The organism is Enterobacter cloacae complex sp. HYC033_NIDB (genome assembly GCF_056673335.1).
In genome coordinates, this window is sequence record NZ_CP115123.1 from 3308527 (window position 1) to 3325868 (window position 17342).

At 54.5% G+C, this 17342-nt stretch carries 16 protein-coding genes and 1 pseudogene; 2 read left to right on the forward strand and 15 right to left on the reverse strand.

Features of this window, described 5'->3' with window-relative positions:
- Window positions 1-10: 10 nt before the first annotated feature.
- From O1721_RS15890 to O1721_RS15900, 3 genes are all read right to left on the reverse strand, one after another.
- Window positions 11-433 carry a GFA family protein gene (locus tag O1721_RS15890; protein ID WP_032648425.1) on the reverse strand — a complete coding sequence of 141 codons (423 nt, stop codon included), beginning with the start codon at window positions 431-433 and terminating at the stop codon, window positions 11-13.
- A 3-nt stretch (window positions 434-436) separates the two neighbouring features.
- Window positions 437-634 (reverse strand): hypothetical protein, encoded by a 198-nt coding sequence (locus O1721_RS15895; RefSeq protein ID WP_003856931.1) that lies wholly within the window; start codon window positions 632-634, stop codon window positions 437-439.
- Window positions 635-854: 220 nt separating this feature from the next.
- Complete coding sequence (locus O1721_RS15900) at window positions 855-1046, reverse strand: hypothetical protein (protein WP_479953184.1); 192 nt, start codon at window positions 1044-1046, stop codon at window positions 855-857.
- 10 nt (window positions 1047-1056) lie between these two features.
- On the opposite strand from O1721_RS15900, the pseudogene O1721_RS15905 reads away from it, so the two are divergent.
- Window positions 1057-1254 (forward strand): annotated as a pseudogene (locus O1721_RS15905) (tyrosine-type recombinase/integrase); the annotation flags it as partial.
- 49 nt (window positions 1255-1303) lie between these two features.
- Window positions 1304-2239: a tRNA 2-thiocytidine(32) synthetase TtcA gene (gene ttcA, locus O1721_RS15910; RefSeq protein WP_001186974.1), complete on the forward strand. Its 936-nt coding sequence runs from the start codon at window positions 1304-1306 to the stop codon at window positions 2237-2239.
- Window positions 2240-2282: 43 nt separating this feature from the next.
- Here the strand turns inward: ttcA and dbpA are convergent, their stop codons facing one another.
- From dbpA to O1721_RS15970, 12 genes are all read right to left on the reverse strand, one after another.
- Window positions 2283-3656, reverse strand: coding sequence for an ATP-dependent RNA helicase DbpA (gene dbpA, locus O1721_RS15915; RefSeq protein ID WP_032648427.1), 1374 nt, complete (start codon window positions 3654-3656; stop codon window positions 2283-2285).
- A gap of 57 nt (window positions 3657-3713) precedes the next feature.
- Window positions 3714-3866 carry a proline-rich small protein YnaL gene (ynaL, locus tag O1721_RS15920; RefSeq protein ID WP_154815992.1) on the reverse strand — a complete coding sequence of 51 codons (153 nt, stop codon included), beginning with the start codon at window positions 3864-3866 and terminating at the stop codon, window positions 3714-3716.
- A gap of 274 nt (window positions 3867-4140) precedes the next feature.
- Window positions 4141-5124, reverse strand: a complete 984-nt coding sequence (gene zntB / locus O1721_RS15925) for a zinc transporter ZntB (protein WP_006810774.1) — start codon at window positions 5122-5124, stop codon at window positions 4141-4143.
- Window positions 5125-5214: 90 nt separating this feature from the next.
- Window positions 5215-6345, reverse strand: a complete 1131-nt coding sequence (locus tag O1721_RS15930; RefSeq protein ID WP_080344888.1) for a methyl-accepting chemotaxis protein — start codon at window positions 6343-6345, stop codon at window positions 5215-5217.
- Window positions 6346-6661: 316 nt separating this feature from the next.
- Window positions 6662-7150 carry a hypothetical protein gene (locus O1721_RS15935; protein WP_032648431.1) on the reverse strand — a complete coding sequence of 163 codons (489 nt, stop codon included), beginning with the start codon at window positions 7148-7150 and terminating at the stop codon, window positions 6662-6664.
- 28 nt (window positions 7151-7178) lie between these two features.
- A complete protein-coding gene (locus tag O1721_RS15940; protein WP_032648433.1) occupies window positions 7179-8495 on the reverse strand; it encodes a VasL domain-containing protein in 1317 nt (438 codons plus the stop codon).
- A gap of 23 nt (window positions 8496-8518) precedes the next feature.
- Complete coding sequence (gene tssE, locus O1721_RS15945; RefSeq protein WP_015570427.1) at window positions 8519-8974, reverse strand: type VI secretion system baseplate subunit TssE; 456 nt, start codon at window positions 8972-8974, stop codon at window positions 8519-8521.
- Window positions 8974-9519, reverse strand: coding sequence for a type VI secretion system lipoprotein TssJ (gene tssJ / locus O1721_RS15950; protein ID WP_032648436.1), 546 nt, complete (start codon window positions 9517-9519; stop codon window positions 8974-8976). The genes tssE and tssJ overlap by 1 nt, the downstream gene beginning before the upstream one ends.
- On the reverse strand, window positions 9497-10582 hold the full coding sequence (tssG, locus tag O1721_RS15955; RefSeq protein WP_032648437.1) for a type VI secretion system baseplate subunit TssG: 1086 nt from the start codon (window positions 10580-10582) through the stop codon (window positions 9497-9499). Before tssG ends, tssJ begins: the two co-directional genes overlap by 23 nt.
- Complete coding sequence (tssF, locus tag O1721_RS15960; RefSeq protein WP_032648439.1) at window positions 10546-12300, reverse strand: type VI secretion system baseplate subunit TssF; 1755 nt, start codon at window positions 12298-12300, stop codon at window positions 10546-10548. Before tssF ends, tssG begins: the two co-directional genes overlap by 37 nt.
- Window positions 12301-12341: 41 nt before the next feature.
- Complete coding sequence (gene tssA / locus O1721_RS15965) at window positions 12342-13943, reverse strand: type VI secretion system protein TssA (protein WP_032668852.1); 1602 nt, start codon at window positions 13941-13943, stop codon at window positions 12342-12344.
- Window positions 13943-17341, reverse strand: a complete 3399-nt coding sequence (locus O1721_RS15970) for an ImcF-related family protein (protein ID WP_032648443.1) — start codon at window positions 17339-17341, stop codon at window positions 13943-13945. Before O1721_RS15970 ends, tssA begins: the two co-directional genes overlap by 1 nt.
- Window position 17342 lies beyond the last annotated feature (1 nt).

Genomic DNA, 17342 nt, shown 5'->3' on the forward strand with positions numbered 1-17342 from the left:
GGGCTAATTTTTACCGCTGTTTCGCCTGTTCTTTACGGAAAGAGAGATAACCAAATACCCCGCTGTCGCCATCCATAGGATGATTTACTCCATCCATTACCACCACTTCCGGGAAGTCGAATGGCGTGACATTTTCCAGACAAGCGACATTCACACCATATTCATTGGGATTGGAACGTCGTTGGTGGAACGTGTAAATACCGCAAATAGAACAGAAGAAATGGCGCGCCGTGCCGGTGTTGAAACGGTACTCTGTGAGCGTGTCCGCGCCCTGCGTCACCTTAATGCCCGTCAAAGGTGCGGAAACCACGACCGCCCCACGCATCCTGCAAAACGAGCAGCTACATCGACGCGCGGTATTCAGGCCGTCCGTCAGCTCAACCGTAAATTTCACCGCCCCACAATGACACTGTGCATGACGAATGTCAGCCATCGCTTATACCCCTTTTCTCACTAACTCAGCCGCTTTTAAAAAGACCTCATCTTCAACACCATCCCCCTTCTGCCTGCCGAGCCTTACCAGCTCATCGACAATACTTTCACGGTTGATGATCTTCTGGGATGAAACCAGCCCAATAACGGCGGCACCAATCGCCAGCCCAACTAATCCTGTCTGTTCGTCTTTATTTTTCATAGAAGCGCTCCCTTGTCCCCCTCAAAAGCGTAGCAGGAGAACTGTAAAACGCGCTGGTACGCGGGAATGAGATCCGTGCTTTATCTCAGCTGTTCGTCCGGCAAAACAGGAGGGATTCTGAGCGGTTATCAGACAACGTTGATGAGGATAACGTGGACAGCGGTGCGCGTAGAGAGGCCGTAATGGATGTTAAAACCGCCTTCGTAAAGGCGGCTGGTCATCACTCTGGATCTTTATCGCCTGATTCAGGCGCTGAGCCAGGATCATCTTTCGGTTTTCCTCCATCCTTTTCCGGGTTATCCGGGCTGGGATTATAATCAGGATGGTCACCATGAACGGGACGGTCAGTCATTTTCACCTCCGTTTTTACTGCGTAAGCTGTAAGTGTAGACAACCCTTCAGTCTTAACCAAACTTCTCCTGTGGAGCTCATTTGTAAATCGTGCTGGCATTCGGCGCTGCAATCCGTACCATACACGACACACTTTCGCATGCTGGTTTTTACCGGTAGCCGCAAACCCGTCTTTTATCGCTAACCAGATGGGGCACGTACATGCGCAGATGGTGTATGAAATCTATGCTACATGGATAGAAGAGATGAACACGAAGCTGACGCTTTGAAATCGTTTTCCTCACCCTGTGCCCCATTTGAGATCTGAGTAACGAATAGATGCAACAAAATCAAGAAATTAACAAGAAAGAACAGTACAACCTGAATAAACTGCAAAAGCGACTGCGCCGTAACGTGGGCGAAGCCATTGCAGACTTCAACATGATTGAAGAAGGCGATCGCATCATGGTCTGCCTGTCGGGCGGTAAAGACAGCTACACCATGCTGGAGATCCTGCGCAATCTACAGCAAAGCGCACCGGTGAACTTTTCCCTGGTCGCGGTTAACCTCGATCAGAAACAGCCCGGCTTCCCGGAACATATCCTGCCGGAGTACCTTGAGAACCTGGGCGTTGAGTACAAAATCGTAGAAGAGAATACCTACGGCATTGTTAAAGAGAAGATCCCAGAGGGCAAAACGACCTGCTCGCTCTGCTCACGTTTGCGTCGCGGCATTCTGTACCGCACCGCAACCGAACTGGGCGCCACCAAGATTGCGCTTGGTCATCACCGGGACGACATTCTGCAAACGCTGTTTCTGAATATGTTCTATGGCGGCAAAATGAAGGGAATGCCACCGAAGCTGATGAGCGACGACGGCAAACACATCGTGATCCGCCCACTCGCCTACTGCCGCGAGAAAGACATTGAGCGTTTCTCCCAGGCCAAAGCCTTCCCTATCATTCCGTGCAATCTGTGCGGCTCACAGCCGAACCTGCAACGTCAGGTCATTGGCGACATGCTGCGTGACTGGGATAAACGCTATCCGGGCCGCATCGAAACCATGTTCAGCGCCATGCAGAACGTGGTGCCTTCGCACCTGGCCGACGTTGAACTGTTCGATTTCAAAGGGATTAACCACGGTTCAGAGGTGGTGAATGGCGGGGATCTGGCGTTTGACCGCGAAGAGATCCCGATGCAGCCTGCTGGCTGGCAGCCAGAGGAAGAGGATGCGCAATTCGATGAACTGCGCCTGAACGTGGTAGAAGTCAAGTAACCTGGCAGCGTCTCAGATATCATTTCTGAGACGCGTTTTAAGCTTATTTCAGCAGTCGAACGCGGCAGGTCTTCCCTTTAATCTTCCCGCCCTGCAACTGTTTCCAGGCCTTATGCGCAACCGACTGGCGAACCGCTACGTAGACATGCGCAGGATGGACCGTGATCTTGCCAATATCTGCCCCGTCGAGACCGATATCCCCAGTTAACGCCCCCAGAACGTCACCGGGACGCATTTTGGCCTTTTTACCGCCGTCGATGCACAAGGTGGCCATTTCCGCCGCCAGCGGAGCGATGCTGATATTACCAGGGGTATTCACCCAGTTGAGTTTCAGTTGCAGCATTTCCGCAAGAATATTGGCGCGCTGCGCCTCTTCAGGTGCGCAGAAGCTGATGGCGAGACCACTGTTACCTGCGCGCGCGGTACGCCCGATGCGGTGGACATGCACTTCCGGATCCCATGCCAGTTCGAAATTCACCACCAGCTCAAGCGATTTAATATCCAGGCCACGGGCCGCAACATCCGTTGCAACCAGCACGCGTGCGCTGCCGTTAGCGAAACGCACCAGAGTCTGATCGCGATCGCGCTGTTCCAGATCGCCATGCAGCGATAATGCGCTCTGTTCGGCATCATTCAGAGCATCGCACACCGCCTGACAATCTTTTTTGGTATTACAGAACACCACGCAGGACGCTGGCTGGTGTTGGCTCAGCAATTTTTGTAGCAGTGGAATTTTGCCGTGCTGCGATGTCTCGAAGAACTGCTGCTCAATCGCCGGTAACGCATCGACAGTATCGATTTCAATGGTCAGCGGGTTCTTCTGCACGCGCCCGCTGATCGCTGCAATCGCCTCGGGCCAGGTGGCAGAAAAGAGCAGCGTCTGGCGTGTGGCTGGGGCAAAGCGGATCACTTCGTCAATCGCATCGCTGAAGCCCATATCCAGCATGCGGTCAGCTTCATCCATCACCAGCGTTTGCAGTGCATCGAGTGAAACGGTGCCTTTTTGCAGGTGATCGAGCAGACGGCCCGGCGTAGCCACAATGATATGCGGCGCGTGCTGAAGGGAATCGCGCTGCGCACCGAACGGTTGCCCCCCGCAGAGCGTTAAAATTTTAGTGTTAGGCAAAAAACGCGCCAGACGACGCAGCTCGCCCGCGACCTGGTCGGCCAGCTCGCGCGTCGGGCAGAGTATCAGGGACTGGGTCTGAAACAAGGTTGCATCAATGTGTTGTAACAGGCCTAGCCCGAATGCAGCCGTTTTTCCACTGCCGGTTTTCGCCTGCACGCGCACGTCACGGCCTTCAAGGATAGCCGGCAGCGCGGCGGCCTGGACAGGGGTCATAGTGAGGTAGCCCAACTCATTCAGGTTAGTCAGTTGGGCTTCAGGCAGAACGTTCAGCGTGGAAAAAGCGGTCACAATATACTCTCGTGGTAATGATTGCAGTCAGATGGCGCGTATCCTCGCAGATCTGCGCTAACGATGCGACAATTTAATCGGTTCTTCATCGGGCGGCGGATCCGGCATCGGCTGCGGACGTGGGACAGGATCGGGTATCGGCGTCGGATCGGTGGGCACCGGATCGGACTGCCAGGTGTTGAGGCGTTGCAGGGCAAGTAGCATAGTCATCTTTCCTCCAGATTAGGGTGCTGACCCCTAAAGGGTAGACGCAGATAAACAGGAGGCAAAAAAAAAGCCGACTATGAAGTCGGCGTCGTACGAATCAATTGTGCTATGCAGTAATTCAAAAAAAGGAAGTAAGACAATATGGAGCGCAACGCCCATCGCTTGACGTTGCATTCACCTGCGGGAGTAATATTGCACCGAACATGGTCGGAGTTTATTGACTTCGCTCAATTAAAATGTCGTTTTGAAGCCGACTCTGCCTCAGAAAAGCGTAAATTTACAGCCATTTACTACGATGCAACCACCATGCAACACCCCCAATCAAAACCACTAACATGACGCAAAACGTGGTGAAGCCATAGTGATATTCACCGCCGGGGATCCCTCCGAGGTTTACGCCAAACAACCCCGTCAGGAAGGTACTCGGTAAAAAGACCATCGCCATCAGCGACATGGTGTACGTTCTCCTGGCTAACGACTCCTGCATCACCTGGGCTATCTCATCCGCCATGACTGCCGTTCTGGCAATACATGAGTCAATCTCGTCCAGTCCACGTCCGAGCCGGTCAGCGATATCCTGCATTCTGCGGCGTTGATCGTCGTTCATCCAGCTCATGCGTTCGCTGGCCAGCCGCGCATAAACGTCGCGCTGAGGGGTCATATAGCGGCGCATCACGATGAGCTGCTTACGCAGCAGCGCCAGAAAACCACGTGGGGGGATTTGCTGATCGAGCAGGTTATCTTCCAGATCGATGATTTTATCGTGAAGTTCTTCTATAAACTCGCTGGCATGATCGGTCAGCGCATCACACACATCCACCAGCCAGCTGCCGCAATCCGTAGGTCCGGTGCCCTCTTTCAGATCGTTAATGACGTCATCCAGCGCCAGCACTTTTCTCTGGCGGGTGGAAACAATCAGCCGTTCATCCATATAAACACGCATTGCCACCAACTGATCCGGACGCTCATCCGTACTGCCGTTTATACAACGCAGCGTAATTAACGTCCCCTCACCCATCCGGCTGACGCGGGGTCTGAGACTTTCTCCCGCCAGCGCATCCCGAACGTTGTTGGGCAATAGCGGCGTGGACGCGAGCCACTCGGCGCTGTCCGGGTGCGTGTAGTTGAGGTGCAGCCAGCATGGATGTTCGCTGTCGATGTGATCCTGATCTTCAAGCGGCCTTGCGCCGCCACGTCCATCAAACACCCATGCAAAAACTGCGTCAGGTACGTTAACCTCAGACCCTTTAATGCTCTCCACAGCGCCTCCACCGTTTTATCTCTTTCGGTGTCAGTCTAGCTTTCGCCGAGGGTTAAGCAATAATTATGTGAGGCATCGTCCTGAATACGTTCAGGAATTCACCGCCCATTCGCGGCTTTTTAACGCATTATCAGCCTGGAACTCATTTTCCAGACGGAAATTGCGTGTTCGTGTCTGGAGCTCAATCACCTGATTGCGCAGCACATCTGACGATCCATTGAGTTCTTCAACCATCGACACGTTGCTCTGCGTTACGCGTTCAAGCTCTGACAATGCCTGCGTAATTTGTGAAATACCTTTTTCCTGTTCTGATGTTGAGGCGGAGATTTCATCCATCAGTCTGCTCACATTGCCCGAACCGGTAACAATGTCATGCATGTTTTTTTCGGCTTCAGAGACCACGTTAACGCCCTGCGTCACGTTATGGCTGGTAACTTCAATCAGTGACTTAATATTTTTTGCCGCTTCGGCGCTACGATGCGCCAGGCTTCTCACCTCACCCGCGACCACAGAAAACCCTTTACCATGGTCGCCCGCTCTTGCCGCTTCAACGGCGGCGTTAAGCGCCAGAATATTGGTCTGAAAAGCGATACCGTCAATCAGCGAGATAATCTCTGTCATTTGCTGGGCGCAGTCGGTAATCGACTGCATATTGTTCGCGACCTGCCCCATTAACTCTCCGCCTTTACGCGCCTGCAACGTCGCGAGATTCGCCTGTTCGCTGGCTAAACGGGTATTGTCGGCATTATTTTTTGTACTTGCAGCCATCTCTTCCATGCTGGCTGCCGTTTGCACCAGCGAAGCTGACTGCTGTTCTGTTTTGACGGAAAGCTGCGCGCTGCGTGAAGAGAGTTGATCTGACAGGGTCATCGCGGTTTGCGAGGAGGCGCGGATCTCACGGACCAGCGTTGCAATGTTGCTGGAGAGACTATTAATCCCGGGGATCAGTCGTCCCGCACAGTTGTTGCCAAATTCAGGTATCAACACGCCAAGTTTGCCTGACGTTACTTCTTCAATACTTTTTTTCACAGTATTGATCGGCGTCACAAGATATTTGGTCATGTACGCCCAGAGTAAAAATAAGGCGATGAATTGTACAATTATGACTGCAATAAAAAGCGAAGAATTCCGTGAAAATAGCGCTATAACTCCATCACTTACCAAAAATACACATAAAAGGAAATAGACAATGAACGTTCTGACACTAATATTTCTTAGCATACGTTTTCCTGGGACATTATATTTTGGTTGGCATTAAGGGTTATAGCATTGCCATACGAATTTGTCCTCACGTTCGTCGCTGGTTTATTGTTTTGCAGTTTGATTTGCGCAGTTTTACTTAAGGCGGATAAAAAGCATGTTTTACGCTAAATATTTGGCTTGTCGTTGGGTTACTGATACCCCTTCAAAAATGGCAATTATATATTTAAGGAGGGGTACTGTAGGCCGCCGGTGTGTAGTGGTGCTTAATAAGTTAACGTAGTTAATATATATTAACTACGTTAATGCGCGCTCCTTCCTTTAGGGTGACTTACGTTCAGGCCAGACAGTCGATAGCCTGGAAAAAACAGTCCTCAGTCATGAGGATATTCTCTTTTGCACTTTGATGCCCGCGACGAATATACCAGCCTGTTTCAGGCGCCATGCTTAAATGGAATATCCTCGCCCCCGACAGACTATCGGGGACATTAATACTCATCGTCACACACCCCTTCTCCGGCCCCCTGATCACCTGTTCTGGCATAATGGTGACGCTGCGATCCCCATTTTGCAAAATGATCGTCGTAATGGCATAACGACATATACCGCTACTGAGGCTGTAGCCAACCGTACTTAAATCGGTGATATGTTTTTTAGATAAAAATATTTCAATACCAGAACCTTCAAACCATGTAATGATTTGCTGCGCAAGATCCTCCATCCGCTCACAAAACGCCCTAACTTCGGCCTCAGCCGTATTAACATAGATCGGTTTGTCCCCGATGCTCTGTTGCACTTTCTTAAAAAAACGCTCTCTTGCTGACATGTCAACTCCGTGTTTTTCGCCAGTCTCATTATTCTTTTTGGTGCTTCAGCAGAGCATAGCTGGCAATCAACTGCTGAAGATGCTGTTCGGTCTGGTTTAGCTGCGCTGCTGACAGGGGTTGCCCGGCAGGTAAAATGGAAAGCAGACGAAGCCGCTCCTCAAGCGGAACGGTATGGCTGAAGGACTGCGACATGGCAAACACGGCTGATTTCAGTTCACTCACCGTCATGTACTTCCCCTTCTGTTCATCCAGCGCGTTTAGCCTGTTCGTCAACTGCTGTAACTGCGTCATCCCCTGATGCCAGCCATTCAGATCTGACTCTGCAAGTCCGGCAACGCTAATTTGCTTGTGCCACTGTTGTGCCAGGGGTTTGGCCTCTTCTGGCCACAGCGTCAGCGCCTGCTGCACCAGACGGCCGCCGTAGCTTACTGCCCAGTCTGGTTTCAGCTGTAAAAGCTGCGCTAACAGCTGCTGTGTCTTGCTGATCCCCGGTTCAGGTAGCGGTGACGTTTGTTGCAGCGCCTGCAACTGTGCTGTAGAGAGTCCTTCAGGTAAAGGAGCCAGAGTCGCAGCCAGCTGCATTTGCGCCGAATCTTGCGCATGCATCATCTGCCATCCCACTACGACAACACTGGCAGCCATCAGCATGGACAACATACCCGCAGCAAATGGCTTCCACTGTTTCACGGGTACAGGAGGCTCTTTATTCGGCAACGGCTCGGGCTGAACCACATAAACCCATTTACAACGCTCTGTCGGTTCGGTGAGATCAAGTTCCGCGGCCCCCATCGTGTTACCCGGCAGACTCACGCCCGTATTATCACTGTTTTCCAGACGCACTGCTGCGTTCTGCATCATCGTGCGCAGGGCATCAAGCTGAGCAGCATGCTTAAGTTCGAGGCGCTGCAACATGTCACTCAGAGCGTTCAGATTCTCCTCAGCCTGATAAAGCTGCCCTAAATCGGCATACGTCAACGTCAGCGTTCTCACCACCTGTCGCAGGCGTTTGCTCAGTGCGCTGAGGATTTCAACTCGCGCATGGACAGGCTGTGGCCAGAGGCTACCCCACTGACGGACGACCAGTGCAGCCAGTAGCCCCAGCCCTTCATTCATGCCGTAGAGTCCGGCGAGATGCGTGCGGGCGAGCGTATACCAGGCAGCCGTTTGTAGCTCCACACCGTTATGCTCGAACAGTGACAGACAGAGCGTTTCCGCGTGTTGCCAGTTAACATCCGGGCGTGCCGGATGGGTGAGCTTGTTCATTTCTTCGCGCAAGGCAGCGTAATCCGCAAGCGTGCGCGGATCCCCGCCGGTTTTAAGTTGGCGTTCAGAATTTATTGTCATAACTGTTTTAACCTGAGTAATAACTAGATGGCGGCTCGTGCATCGAGGTATTGCTGTTGTTTCAGATGACGGATTAATACCCTGCCCTCGGGCATAAATTCCGTGCCGTAGCGCACCAGCCCGACCCCCTTCAGCTCCGCATCAATGGCGTAGCGGAGTTCACCGGGCTGAATCTGTTCCTGCATCACCACGTTAATCCGGCTCAGGCGCGGCTCATATTTCAGCAATATGGCCGACAGTGTGGTAATCAGCTGATGGGCGGTACCGGGCATTCCCTGGAGGATTTTTGTCATATCCGGCAGGCCGTAGTCCGGCAAGTGAGCCAGCGTACCGGCGCGGCAGTTGAGGATGCGCTGCATGTTATCGAGTACTGATAAAATCACCTGATTCTGTTCGCTGACCTGGTTGAGGCTCAGGCCACCTGAGAAATTGCCGCTCAGCATTTCATACAGCGATGGCGTATTATGTCCCTTAGGCATCAGTCATCCTTCAATGGCTGTAACGTCAGGTGGTTATTCCCGGCCTCCAGAATGCGCGGCTTATCCGGATCGAGATCTTCACGTTTTAGAACCTGCTTCCAGGTATTGTTTACCAGGTCCGGGTGACGAAACAGGCCGACTACCGCGACAAACTGCGTTTCTTCTTCCATTGGCATATCAAGATTTGTATCACCGCCCGGTTTTACGACCACATCGCGGGTCGCCATCAGGTCGGTTTTCAGAATAGTTTCGCCATCGTTCAGTAGTTGCTGGTAAACCGTTTTATCGAAGATTTTACGGTCTTTCAGCTGATAGACACGAACTACCACCGGCTCGGAGAGTGAGTTACTTTCGCGGGAATCGGTGTTTAGCGCTTCACGCGCCGTGAAATCCAGGTGCAGCATCTTAATTTTTTTGTAGAACACGGCGTTAAATGCCGATTTGGTGCCATCGGTGATACCCTGCGTCATCCCGCACCCCGTCAGGCTGAACACCAGCAGTGCAGGCAACCAGCCTGCGGATTTAATCAAACTTGTACGTAACACGTCGGTTTCCTTGTTGTGGTATTGCCAGCTTCAGGCCGGTGTAATAGCCCAGTTCCGTCGTAAAGGTCGGTGGGATATCGTCTTTAAGTTCCCCCTCATCAGCCCCCAGCACGCCGTTCATCCCGAGCCAGAGAGGGCCTTCGCCAAGTGGCGGAACAGCCAGCAGTCGGGTCCGGGTGGTCAGGGTGATCTTCGCCTTAAAACGCCAGCCAAGATATACCCGCAGCATGACCAGAAAATCCTGATACAGCAGACCGTCCGGCTTCCAGCCCTGTGCCTCCTGTTCATTATCCGTTGTAAGCGCAACCAGCAGTTGGCTACCCGCATCCATCGCTTCGTCACCCAGTGGCGTGTTGCCGTCCAGCAGAAAATCGTCATCACCGTAAAAGCCCAGCGGCTGACCAATTTCCACCGGCCGCAGGCAGTATGGACTGACCCTCACGGTGGTATCCGGGGCCAGCAACGTCACCAGCGCCTGCATTCCCTCCTGAGTTTTGCCTGGTTGCTGTAGAACACCCAGCAGAGCCAGAAAACGGGATACCGGTGTGGCGATGTGGTCTGCTGTGCCGGGAATACCCAATCCCACCAGGCCCAGCAGTGACTGCGAGATGCTGTCCGTACCACCGGGTTCAAAGGTTGCCGGATAAGAGTATTTACGCCAGATACGGTAAAACTGCGTCAGAATGCGATGGCTGAAGATATCCAGAAAACCCTGTAGTGCGTCATGCCCTTCCCGACGCTGAGCGATGTCATCGAGATACGCCATCGGCAAGGGTGAGTCGACACCGTACATTCCCATAAAGGTCGTGCGGATGAGTGGTGGCCGGCTGTCATCATCCTCATCATACTCCACGGCCTTCAGCTCACTGGCCGGAAATCCCATCCCTGGATGTGGGGCAAAGCGTACCGGGTCATCGCCCGGGTGACTGGTCGAGCCCATCAGCGGCCTGTCCGGGTTACGCTTCTCCAGCAACTGGCATAAACGGTAAAAGTTAATACGATGCAGATCGGCTTCCAGCCGTGGGCTCAGCCGGGAATGCGGCGGTTGTGCTTCTCTTCCCATTCCAGGCGTTCTCCGGTCGGTTGCAGAATGATAATCAGGCGGTTAAACAAATAGATGTCAGTGTATAGCGCAAAGAATCGGCTCAGCATCTCGCCAAACAGGCAGATGTCGCCGCGTCCGGCAAAGCCATTGCTGTCCAGCGTGACTTCAATCTGCACGCCACGGACCAGGTAGCCCTGTTCAAAGCGCTCCGTTTCACTGTGCTTCACCTCGAGGATGGCTTCCAGGCGGCGACGGTTCATCTCGCTGTCGGTCCATTCATACAGCGCCAGGGTACCGCGCAGCACGTCGGCATTATCCATCATCGACAGAAATCCGCTGCCAAGGTGACTCAGCACGCGCCAGTGGAAACGGTCCTGCGCCGGTGGGTAACAAGGCAGCGTCGGCGCACACAGGTTGCGCACGGCAATGCTGACCGAAGTGGTTTTCATCACCGTATCAAGCACGGTGCTTTGCAGCGCACGTCGTGGCAGTTGACCATTGGTGCCGGTGAGCGTCAGCGACAGGCTTTCGTCTTCCGGGACGGTATGATTATCAAATGCTTCGCCGCCAAGGATGAGCCAGGTGTTATGCAGGCCGGACGGACCGCGGCGCACGCGGGTGTGGTAGTAATATTCTGGTGCTTCATGACGCATCATTCCTCCCTTATGACGGAAGCTCGAAAACGGCACGTAGGTATGCTGGCTCGATGACATCACCGAATCCACGGTATAGATCTCGGTATGGCCATCCTGCACGCGCATCGGGCGCAGCATGTATTCGGTTTGCAGAGAATTGAGCGTCAGCGGATCGGATTCCAGCGGGAACAGGTTAATGACCGGCACACAATTCAGGCGCAGGTGCTTTTCGGTAAAGCTGAAGTCATGCTCCCAGCGTTCCGCCAGCACCACGTCGATTTCAAACCACGGGATCTCAGCCGGAAAGACCACGCTCTCCAGCCCGCGCAGCCCCGTAAACATGAATTTCTCGCGAAAGGTGAAGTACTCCAGCAGCAACTGGTAACCGCTGAAACTACTGTCCCCCTTCGGCCACAGTCTGTCATCATCACCAAACCCCAGTGCGGTGAAATACCCGTCCATCGGCCTTCTGTCCGTGTCACCCGGCATACGTAGCCACAGGCGCGCAGTATTCATGGTAAAGGCTTCATGCATGGCGCAGGCCAGCGGCGCGTCAGCGTTGAAATAGAACGGGATCTGGCTGAGATCGACACGGCTCCAGTCAGCAAGATGGCTACAACTGAAGCGCAGGCTGATGACAGAGCGCCCGTCAGGATCAGTCGACAGGCGGGCATGATCCAACGCCAGTGGCTGAAGGGTTATCTCTTTAGTTGTGGTGTAGCGACAACGCGTGCCTTTTTCACCGATCGGCCGCGAATTGACCTCGAAACCTCTGGCAATACGCATCGGTTCTTTCATCTCACGCCAGACAGGAGTGAACTCCACCACCGACATCGAGGGAATGGTGCGCAGGTAATGCGGCCACAGCAGACTGACCAGCCCTTCAGTCAGTTCAGGCAGGTCGTCATCAAGCTTCTCACGCAGGCGGCCCATCAGGAAGGCAAAGCCCTCGAACAGGCGCTCCACGTATGGGTCGCGCGCGCCCGCTTTATCGAGATTGAGCATTGCTGCCTGCTCCGGGTGAGCGCGGGCAAATTCTTCGCCGGCTTCCAGCAGATAGCGCATTTCAGCGTCGTAGTAACGCAGGGTTAAGTCGTCCATAAGAACCTGAATAAGTGTGTTTTAAAGGTATGTCAGTCGCTTTACCCGCAAAGCACCGCACTGCCTGCCGGGTCAAGCGCAATCAGACCCGCCAGAAGCTGGTCCATCTCTGGCTGAAGCCGTGACTTGTCGGTTTCACTGCGGGCGGCTTTCATGCGCAGCAGCCTGAGGCGGCGCGATTTCACTTCAAACAACAGCGCCGGTGTCCACTGAGTGAGGGTGATGGCCTGTGCTGCACCGTCAAGTTCACCCAGCAGATGCAGGGCCAGTTCATTCCTACCCTTCTGCTCCGCCACACGTGCCATCAGCAGGCGCACCAACCATTTGTCTTTTGTGGTGTCGGTGCCCGGGCGCGTTTGCAGCCAGTGGAGTGTGGCATCCAGACCATCCGTGTCAGCTTTCTCCAGTGCTTCCGGTTCAAGGGCCAGAATATCGTTGCCAGTTTCACTCACGGCATTGACAGGTTCATCCCGCCAGTTGGACATCTCGTCGAGCACGCTCTGGTTTATCCAGTTCAGCGTGACCTCATCAGCAAAGGGTGTGCCGTCATTGAAGGCCAGCGTTTCAAGTCCAGGAAGGCGCCGCAGCAGCCCTTTCAGGTCAGCGGTAATGATATCGGCCAGCACATCCTGGCCTGATTTAATCAGGGCCTGATGGATGTACCACTGCAAATCCAGCCAGAGATGATTGGCGCCACGCGAGAAAGTGCTGTCCGCTTGTTCCAGTATCTCCAGCCAGCTCTGTTGCAAATACAGCCGTTTAAGCATTGCACGCTGGTCAGCCCGCGGCGGTTCGATGCGCGTTTTCCCTTCGCCATCCGGTGCCGGGATCGCTCTCAGCGTGTCGTGACGCAGACTTTTCATCAGCCGGTGTGCGGCAAGCCAGCCATCAGGTTGCTCACGCAAATATCCCGTCAGGGTTCGGGCCTGAGCCAGCAAATCCTGACCGGATGTGATGCGGCTCAGCACTGGCGCGTCCTGTTCTGCCGTATGAAATGCTGGATGCTCGCGTGTTTTACTGCTGGCGTTCTGGGGTATTACCGCATCCACGCCACCGGCTTTCATCAGGCGGGCTCCCAGCGCGCTGTACAGGGCACTCAGATCTGGACGTGACGCTTCAGGCTCAGTTTCAAGACTGTCTCGGATGAGCAGCAACGCACCGGTCGTACGCTGGGCATCGTCGCGTACCACTTCTGGCCAGAGTAACAGGCTGTCAAGTAGACGAGAGCCTGCGAGCCACTCCAGCGCCGGTTTACGGCTTCGCTCGCGCTGAGGATGGAGCTGTGTTCCATACTGGGTTAGTAATCCCGCCAGTAACTCAAGCCCTTCAGCAAACCCGGTTTCACCGTCCTGGTGCAAGCGCGCCCAACAATAGTAAGTAGCAACCCGGACATCTTTGGCCTCTGTGGTCAGCACCTTTTCAGCCAGCTGGCAAATCAGCCCGGTATCAATGCCGGAAAGTTTATTGACCTCCTCCCGGATACGCTGGAAATCATCGTCATAACCCGGGTCTTCTCCTGTAGGATTGATCTCACTGATAGGGGTAAGCCAGCGCTGCCAGCTTTCCATACGTGACTGCGCCTGCTGTCGCAGCAAGGTTTCATCCGCCTGGCAGGCAACAACCAGATTCTGCAAAGCGTCCATTATTCGACTCCGTCCATGTCACTGTTTTCTGTGTTGGTCATCAGCGCCTGCGCCATAGCCGCGCTGTCGACGCTGAATATTTGATCTGGCAGCGTAAAACCCCGGAGTGCCAGTAACGCCAGCGGCCCACTGCCCAGTTGTGAACGCAGTACCCACTGTAGGGTCCGACCATCCGGGGCGGTAAAACTCATCATCCACTGACTGCGGTCTAGCTGCTCTCTCTTACTTTCATCCAGCCAGCGAATAAAGCCCCAGGTTCCGCTGTAATCACCAAACAGACGTGCGCCCGCATTGACGGTGGTCCATGTCAGCATGGTTCCGGGCTTGTAGGTGTCACCAGGCCAACGGAAGCTCTGCCAGTCTGCCATCTGGTTGAAGTAGTGCAGCTTTTGTCCATCAATAGTCAGTTGCGTTTCTACCACCTGCGGTACCGGACGCGCCTGTAGCTCAAAGCTGATGCCCTGACTGCCGTCGGTAAATAAGATATCCGATAGCTGGCTGAGCTGATTAATCGCCCGCAGGAAGGCTGGATTAAAGCTCAGCCCCTGGCTATTAACCTTATCCGGCACCCACTGGCTGCCCTCCTTATGCAGCACACCGCCGAGTTCCGTGGTCAGGAAGCGCTCAATGCGTCCGCTGTCCTTACGCACAAACTCAGCCAGCATTGGCAGAGAGGAATCACTCTTGCTGATAGCGAATGGGAAACGTCCGTCAAATGCCGTGTGCCAGTTCGCCACCACGGAGCGACTCCATTTGTCATTCAGGCTCGCTGCCGATGGCTGAAGCACAGTTTCCCAGGCCTGGGTCAGTGGCTGCACAAACATGGTGCTGCCAAAACCACTCCACTCTTCGCCCAGGCTTGCAGCAATCAGGCTGCCGTACTGCTGGGTGTCGGTCAGGTCCACGCTTTTGCCCTGGAACACGGTCTGCGCCAGGCTCTGCATCATTTCCTGAGGGTCAGAGGCGCTGGCGACCTGTTGCAGACGCAGACGCACACGGGTGATACGGGTAAGATACGTTTGCAGGCTCAGTGAGTTGTCAGCCGACATAACGTTGCTGCCTTTGTTTTTACCCATAAGTGCCAGCAACGGTCCAAAGGTTTCATCCAGTGGGCCCTGCGGGCCTGAGGCTGACTGGTCAATTACCGGTTTGTCCTTCCCGCCTACCAGGTCTTTAGCCGATTTGATGATGGAGTCCGACAGGCCTTCACTCTTCTGGCCGGTCTGCCCCTGCCAGGCGAGGGTGTTCATCAGGGCAATCAGCGGTGACTGGCGAACATCACTCATCAGCGTCAGCTGGTCGGTGACGTCTGCAATATTGTTTGCCGGATTAAGTTGCAGGCTGTTGAGGAAGCTCAGCCAGCTACCGGCAAAGTCGGTGAAGTAGCGTTCCGTCAGACGTGCTTTCAGTGCTTCCGGCGACAGGTCTGAGGAGACGGCTTTCCGGCTGTCGCTCAGCACCCAGTCAATTTCATCGCGGCGGGAGTTCGCCGCTTTCTCAATGGCCTGCTGAATACCTCCCTCCCAGGCCTGACGGGTGAACATGCCCGGCACCACCTCATCGGTGGTAAACAGGCGACGGGCATCGGTACCGCCGGTCATGTCCTCCAGAGACACATCGGCGAAGTTACGACGCACGGATTTGAGCATGTTCTCGTACAGCGTACTTTCCGCGTTGCGCCGTCCAATTTGCTGCAACAGCACCTGGCGGCTCTGGCTGACCAGTTGCGCATCCGGTGTGGTTTTCCACTGTGGCTGCGCTGGCAGTTCGGTGATGTAGAAAGCCCACAAATCTGGTGACAGGCTTTGCCACAGGCCAGCTGAGATGCCTAAACGCGTCGGCTGCACGGTTTTCATGGTTTGCGCGTAGAATGCACCATCAGCTTTATCCGGACGGGACATCATCAGCCAGGCTTTCAGCTGATCATAACCCGGTTTCGCCATCTGTGTCCGCTGGTCGCTGTTGGGTGCCGAATTGACCAGCGCAATGAGCTTCTGCTTAAGCGCTTCATTTGCCGGGTCACGTATCAGACGGTTGTTCGCCACCCCGTACCAGGGCAGCATTGCGTCAAGCAACTGCTGATCATGGTCCAGACCAAAGCGCTGATACCATGGCGCGCCGTCCTGAATATGGTGCAGCAGGCGACCGGCATCATTACGCAAAGCATGCAGGGCCGTCAGCTGGTAATCCGATACAGAAGGGTGCTCCACCAGAGCATGAGCCTGCTGTGCAACAGAAACTATTTGTGACCGGTTGACCGCAAACGACAGCAGCGTCCCTCCCCCCCAGACACTGATGATGGCCATCAGTGTCCAGGCCATCGCCCGTTCCCACCGCATACCGACACGACGGCCATGTACGCGGGTGCAGTCGTCGACAATCCCCTGCCAGGTTGCTGGCAGAGTCAGGGCATGACGCTGTGATCCATAATTCTCAGCGTCGGCTGTTCCCGCTGACATTCCGGCAGGTTTCTTCTCCGACAGGCTGAACATCAGACCACGCAGCGGGACGCGCTGCTGAGAAACAAAGAGCCATGGCTGCAACTGCTGAGCCCAGCGGGCAATAGCACCGTCGTTCAGGTGCTGGCTCAGGCGCAGCAGGAAGTCGTGGCTGCTGTTTTCCGCGACCTGACTCATCCCCTGCGTCCGCAGGGCCGGCAGCATCAGTTCCAGCTGGCGGATCACATCGTCTTCTTTTGCGCGTGGTGGAAAGCTTGCGCCTACCGCCTGCTCAGGACGCGTACCCTGCGACCAGTGACTGCTGCACAGTTGCCACAGCCAGACCGGAGCGGAATAACGCAGCAGTTCGCTGATTTTTTCCAGGCCGCGTAAATCGCTGTCGCTGATATGTGGGGTCAGCTTAAGCGACTCGGGCAGTACACGGATAATCCCGTCCAGCGGGCACCCGCGGCGTAGTTTACGCAGCGCTGTGTATTTTTCGCGGTCAGGCTCCGATGCCAGGCTGCCGCCATAAATCAGCACGGTGCGGTTGCCTTCAAGCCACTGCTGCTGTTGCAGGCCGGGTACCAGTTGCTCAATCGCGGCTTCATCGCCGGTGATCAGCAGCAGGCGGACTTTACGCCGCCAGAAGAACGAGTGCCGCCTTCTGCGATTCCTGCTCAGTGCTGAAAAATCATATTGATCCGACGCGCTTTCTTCGTTGGGATTGTTTTCACCATCAGGCGTAACGGGAGAGGGATTTTGTTGCCTGGACAACGTAAAGAACACCAGGGTGCATAATGTGGCGGTCAGAATGATGCAACCTGCCAGCACATACCAGAAATTATCGTCACCGCTACCGGACGGTAACTGCGCTGTCTGTGCAAAAATAAAGAGTATCATCAGCAGAACTGCCACGATAAGTAGTCCTGCTCCCAGTGGCTTTGAAACCTTTTTCATG

Excerpts from the sequence above, each read along its gene's own strand:
- O1721_RS15970 (WP_032648443.1), bottom strand. The coding sequence starts at position 17,341 with ATGAAAAAGGTTTCAAAGCCACTGGGAGCAGGACTACTTATCGTGGCA.
- O1721_RS15940 (WP_032648433.1), bottom strand. The coding sequence starts at position 8,495 with ATGACAATAAATTCTGAACGCCAACTTAAAACCGGCGGGGATCCGCGC.
- ttcA (WP_001186974.1), top strand. The coding sequence starts at position 1,304 with ATGCAACAAAATCAAGAAATTAACAAGAAAGAACAGTACAACCTGAAT.
- O1721_RS15890 (WP_032648425.1), bottom strand. The coding sequence starts at position 433 with ATGGCTGACATTCGTCATGCACAGTGTCATTGTGGGGCGGTGAAATTT.
- O1721_RS15895 (WP_003856931.1), bottom strand. The coding sequence starts at position 634 with ATGAAAAATAAAGACGAACAGACAGGATTAGTTGGGCTGGCGATTGGT.
- ynaL (WP_154815992.1), bottom strand. The coding sequence starts at position 3,866 with ATGACTATGCTACTTGCCCTGCAACGCCTCAACACCTGGCAGTCCGAT.
- tssF (WP_032648439.1), bottom strand. The coding sequence starts at position 12,300 with ATGGACGACTTAACCCTGCGTTACTACGACGCTGAAATGCGCTATCTG.
- O1721_RS15930 (WP_080344888.1), bottom strand. The coding sequence starts at position 6,345 with ATGCTAAGAAATATTAGTGTCAGAACGTTCATTGTCTATTTCCTTTTA.
- tssA (WP_032668852.1), bottom strand. The coding sequence starts at position 13,943 with ATGGACGCTTTGCAGAATCTGGTTGTTGCCTGCCAGGCGGATGAAACC.
- tssE (WP_015570427.1), bottom strand. The coding sequence starts at position 8,974 with ATGCCTAAGGGACATAATACGCCATCGCTGTATGAAATGCTGAGCGGC.
- tssG (WP_032648437.1), bottom strand. The coding sequence starts at position 10,582 with ATGGGAAGAGAAGCACAACCGCCGCATTCCCGGCTGAGCCCACGGCTG.
- O1721_RS15935 (WP_032648431.1), bottom strand. The coding sequence starts at position 7,150 with ATGTCAGCAAGAGAGCGTTTTTTTAAGAAAGTGCAACAGAGCATCGGG.